Genomic DNA, 4775 nt, shown 5'->3' with positions numbered 1-4775 from the left:
GATTTCACAGCGCTCAAAGAGGCACTTGTTGAAGTGGACTGACTTTGTGAGACGCTTGTCTTCAGGGACTCGCTCAAAGAACTTGAAACACTCTCAGATTTCACGGTACTCAAAGACGCACTTGTTAAAGCAGATTGGCTTTGTGAAATGCTGGTCTTCAAGGACTCACTCAAGGAGCTTGAGACACTTTTTGAGGCTACCGTGCTCAATGAAAGGCTGGTCGATGCAGACTGCTTAGCGGACTCACTTCGACTTTGAGAAATCGATTCCTGCTTAGACTGACTGGCACTTTGCGACACTGACTGACTGTGATCGCTATCTGACAGTTTCACCGCTACGACATTGGTCGTACTATCTTTATAAGTAATGGTAACCGTACCATCACTATTAACCGTATAGGACTTAATCCGGTTGGCCACCTCTGGATTAACAGCCGACACAGCAGCAATCACCTTGCTCTTATCTGCATCTGTCAATGCAGTTAGACTCGTCACCTGAATAGTGCTTGTTGGCGCCACACCTGGCGTACGATCAGCGAGACGCCCCTGGGTAATCCGAATCTCACCCAAACCATTTGGACGGTTCATATTTGACGCATTGTCAATAGCAGCAACATTACGTTGCCATGTGTTTCGGAAAGAATGATAAAGGTCATCCTTCAGATGAATGGTCGTTGTGATGGTTGCAGGGTTCGCACTGGTAGCCGTAATATCACCCGTGATAGGAGCAATATTACCAGTTCCGTACTGGCTACTACCAAAGAAATTGCCGTTCAAGGCATTGTCATTCAAATCGGCTCTTGCAACGACTTTCATTTCTTTAAGCTTGCCACTGTCATCCGTTGCCGTGAAAGTCAAAACAGCATCATCGCCAGCATAGATGGTATAGTTTTTCCCACCACCTTCGAGAGGCGTTGACTTAGGTTCCACACCATCTACAGTCAACTTGGCCGTCACTTCAGGACGCGTTCCGTCCGTTACAGCCACGGAATTGCTAGCATCTGAATACACCGCATAATCACCATACATAATGCGAGCTTTGGCTGTTACACCACCTGTTTGTAACCTAACTGTCGGCGTCACAATCGCTTGACCTGAAGCATCTGCCACTGCTGTTCCCACTTCGTCGTCATTATTGTATAGAACGACTGTGGAACCTGGCTCAGCTCCCGTCACCGTTACAGGCGTCTGTGTGTAAGCCTTGTCCAATAATCTCGTTTCAACGGTTGGTGCTGCTAGTCGCTTCACTGGAGCCGTCACATCATTAGTGGTGTTATCTTTATAAGTAATGGTTACCACACCAGATGATGAAACGGAATAAGATTTAAAGTCCTTTGAAGTAGCAATATTTGGGTTAGCAGTCTTAAACGCTTCCCAAACCTTATCTTTTTCAGCCTGAGCGAGACTACTTGTGTCATTGACAAAAGTACTCGTTGTCACCGCCGTAATCGGATTACGAATACCATCATTTTGCGGCAAAACCTGAATACGAAGCGTGCGTGTCACTGACTGATTAGCCGTATTCGTCACTACAAAAGAAACATTATAAATTTTCCCAGGCGTTACGACCTCTGTCTGCCCAACAGTCCCCACGATATTAAAGACAGCTGAACTATTTTTCAAGGCCGATGTTTGCGGAACATAAATGCCATTCACACGATCACTACCAGAAGCGTAGCCAATGCTCTTAATATTATTTCGTGTAGGATTGGTTTCAACAACCTTATAAGGCTGATTGATGTAGTCAGAGTTATAAACAGTAATCAAGGCATTGTTAGCCAGACCTAAATTATACTGGGGTGCACGGAGGTTGCTATTAGCATCAATGCGAGAACCATTACGAGGATCACGCTGACCAGATGTCGCACGAAGAACCGCATTGGCAAGACTATTTCTAACCTGACGGGCCTGACTAATCGTAGGAGCCACATCACTATCACGCTCAGCTAGACTGACACGAATGGCATCCAAGGCTTTATCTCCCTTGAGAATAACAGCATCCGTATTTGGCAAATCAACAGCTTGAGCTTTATAGGTATAAATGTCTAAGGCTAAATCTTTGAGACGCTTTTCTTGTTCTAAACGCTCAGCATCAGCCACAACCGAGGTAGCTAGTAGCCCAGTCGCCGTATCAGACAATTTGAGATTCGTTTGCACTTCAGATGTCAAGGAAGCATTTAACAAGTTCGACTCTGAGCTGACAAGAGTCATCCCCACTTTAGAGTCGCTACTGCTATCACTCTTGCTAACTGACTGAACAGAGGCACTTGCGCTTTGCTCTGAAGTTTTTCCAAGCGTACTCTCAGACTGACTGTGAGCAGAAGAATCCGTCTGACTTACTGATTCCGATTTAGAAGCTAATGAAGCTGACAATGAAACTGAAAGCGAGGCACTCAATGACAAGGATGTCGATTTAGAAGCTAATTCAGAGGCAGACACCGATTGGCTGCGTGATAAAGACTCACTCAAAGAAGCCTCCGAAGTCTGACTTGATACAGTTTCAGATGACTCTTGACTATTTACTTGACTCTCTTGAACACTGGACACAGACTCCATATTTCCAAGAACAACGGAATCAGATGCAGCTAAGAGATCAGTCTTAGCTCCTGCTTCACTTTCCAAAATCGGCTGATCAGTCATTTCATCCGCATGTGCCACGTGAGTCGCGACTGAACCACCAAGCAAGGCCCCAGTTGCAAGCACTCCTTTGAGCACTGTCTGACCTGAAAAGGCAGGTGCTTCCACCTCTACCTGCTGGGCACCAACAGACGGTGTATCCACACCCCCTCTAAGCACCTTGAAAAGACCAAAATTCGACGTCGCTGCACGAAGCCAGTGCTTCCCTGACTTAACTAGCTTAAAACGTGTCACACGATCTGTTTCACGATATTGACCTTCATTCCTTCTAAAAAACATATATACTCCATTTATTTTTGATTAAAACACTCCTTTAAATTTTATCATAAAATTAAGCAAAAAATCTTATTTCAAGATTGCTTTCTAGCGATTAATCCTTTCTTTCATTTCCCCAGAAATACGATAATAATGCTAACCCTAAGACTTATTAAAACTATTTGTATTTTTAGAATATCAGACTAAAAAAAATCCCCTACCAATTAGGAAATCTCTCTAATCGATAGGGGATATTTGATTATCTCGCTAGAAGATAATGATTAAACTTACTAAGACTTAGAAGTCTTCACTTTCTTCTTCATCTTTCTTACGTTTGGCAAGAAAGGCAAGACCTGTTGCAGTTGCCAAAGCACCCAAGGCCATACCTAATGATGAGTTTTCCTCACCAGTCTTAGGAAGCGCTTGGCTACCACGTTTGTGTTTAGGATCTTTCACTTCAGAAGTTGATTCTGATGCACTCATTGAGGCTGAAATCGAAGCACTTGTTGATGCTGAAGCTGAAAGACTTGCTGAAGTACTCAATGACGTTGAGATACTTGTTGAAGTGCTTGTACTTTCAGAAGCACTTAAGAATGCCGATGTAGAGGCTGAGTCTGATACTGAAACGCTTGATGAAGCAGATTCTGAATGATTTACAATGTTTGAAAGTGATTCAGAGATTGAAGTTGAAACAGAGATAGATTCTGACGCTGACACTGAAGCGGATGTGCTTGCTGAGGCTGACGCAGATGCCGAAGCGCTTGCTGACGCTGACTCTGATACTGAAACTGATGTGCTTACTGACGCTAACTCAGATGCAGAGACTGATGCTGATGTGCTTGCTGATTCTGATGCAGATGCTGACTCAGATGCACTTGCTGATTCTGACGCAGAGACTGAAGCTGACTCAGATGCGCTCGCTGACTCTGACGCTGAGACTGATGCAGATGTGCTTGCTGATTCTGACGCAGAGACTGAAGCGGATGTGCTTGCTGACTCTGAGGCAGAGGCTGAAGCTGACGCACTTGATGATTCTGACGCAGATGCTGAAGCCGATGTGCTTGCTGATTCTGATGCAGAGACTGATGCAGATGCGCTTGCTGATTCTGACTCAGATACTGACTCTGATGCACTCGCTGATTCTAATGCAGATACTGAAGCGGATGTGCTTGCTGAGGCTGATACAGACTCAGATGCGCTTGCTGATTCTGACGCAGATGCTGAAACTGAGGCACTTGCTGATTCTAATACAGACTCAGATGCGCTTGCTGATTCTGACACTGAAGCAGATTCAGATGCGCTTACTGATTCTGACGCTGAGATTGAAGCGGATGCGCTTGCTGAGACTGACGCAGAGACTGATGCAGATGTGCTTACTGACTCTGAAGCGGATGCACTTGCTGAGTCTGATGCGCTCGCTGAGACTGACTCAGATACTGAAACGGATGTGCTTGCTGATTCTGACGCAGATGTTGATGCTGACTCTGACGCGCTTGCTGATTCTGATGCTGATGCTGAAGCTGACTCAGATACAGAAACTGATGTGCTTACTGATTCTGATGTAGATACTGAAGCGGATGTGCTTGCTGATTCTGATGCTGATGTTGATGCTGACTCAGATGCGCTTGCTGATTCTGATGCAGATGCTGAAGCTGATGCACTTGCTGAGTCTGATGCGCTCGCTGAGACTGACTCAGATACTGAAACGGATGTGCTTGCTGATTCTGACGCAGATGTTGATGCTGACTCTGACGCGCTTGCTGATTCTGATGCTGATGCTGAAGCGGATGTGCTTGCTGATTCTGATGCTGATGCTGACTCAGATGCACTTTCTGAGGCTGATGCAGATGCTGAAGCTGAGGCACTTGCTGATTCTGATGCAGA

Annotated in this window: 2 protein-coding genes; both read right to left on the bottom strand. The window is 45.4% G+C overall.

Annotated features, from left to right (window positions below; all coding sequences use genetic code 11):
- Positions 1-2915: accessory Sec-dependent serine-rich glycoprotein adhesin (locus HMPREF2637_RS10030; RefSeq protein ID WP_141760046.1), on the bottom strand; the 2915-nt coding region annotated here is incomplete at its 3' end.
- Positions 2916-3188: 273 nt separating this feature from the next.
- Positions 3189-4775 (bottom strand): LPXTG cell wall anchor domain-containing protein (locus tag HMPREF2637_RS11215; protein WP_141760045.1); only part of this gene is annotated, 1587 nt, incomplete at its 5' end.

Source organism: Streptococcus sp. HMSC065H07 (assembly GCF_001837325.1).
Taxonomy (GTDB): Bacteria; Bacillota; Bacilli; order Lactobacillales; family Streptococcaceae; genus Streptococcus; species Streptococcus salivarius_H.
The sequence above is the reverse complement of the archived record's forward strand: the minus strand, read 5'-3'. Positions and strand labels throughout refer to the sequence as shown.